1 pseudogene is annotated in these 232 nt (G+C 60.3%); it reads right to left on the bottom strand.

Annotated features, from left to right (window positions below):
• Positions 1-232 (bottom strand): annotated as a pseudogene (locus RRF55_RS28105) (branched chain amino acid aminotransferase); the annotation flags it as partial.

The following is a 232-nucleotide window of genomic DNA, read 5'->3' on the forward strand; positions in this document are numbered from 1 at the left end:
AGCTGACCGTCCTTGCTGATGGCCATGAAGTTCATACCACCCAGTTCCTCGATCCAGCGATGTTCAACTGCATCGACAAAGAGCACCTCGTTGCAGCCACGGGTCTTGGCATCGATCTGGGAACGCAGCGAAGCTGCGTAATTGCCACCGCACTTCGCCTCACCTGTACCGCCGGGGGCCGTTCGAGCTTGACGACGCTCGACGAGGAGCCGCAGCGGTTTCACCCCGCTGA

The organism is Klebsiella sp. K47 (assembly GCF_051858335.1).
Taxonomy (GTDB): Bacteria; Pseudomonadota; Gammaproteobacteria; order Enterobacterales; family Enterobacteriaceae; genus Klebsiella; species Klebsiella pneumoniae.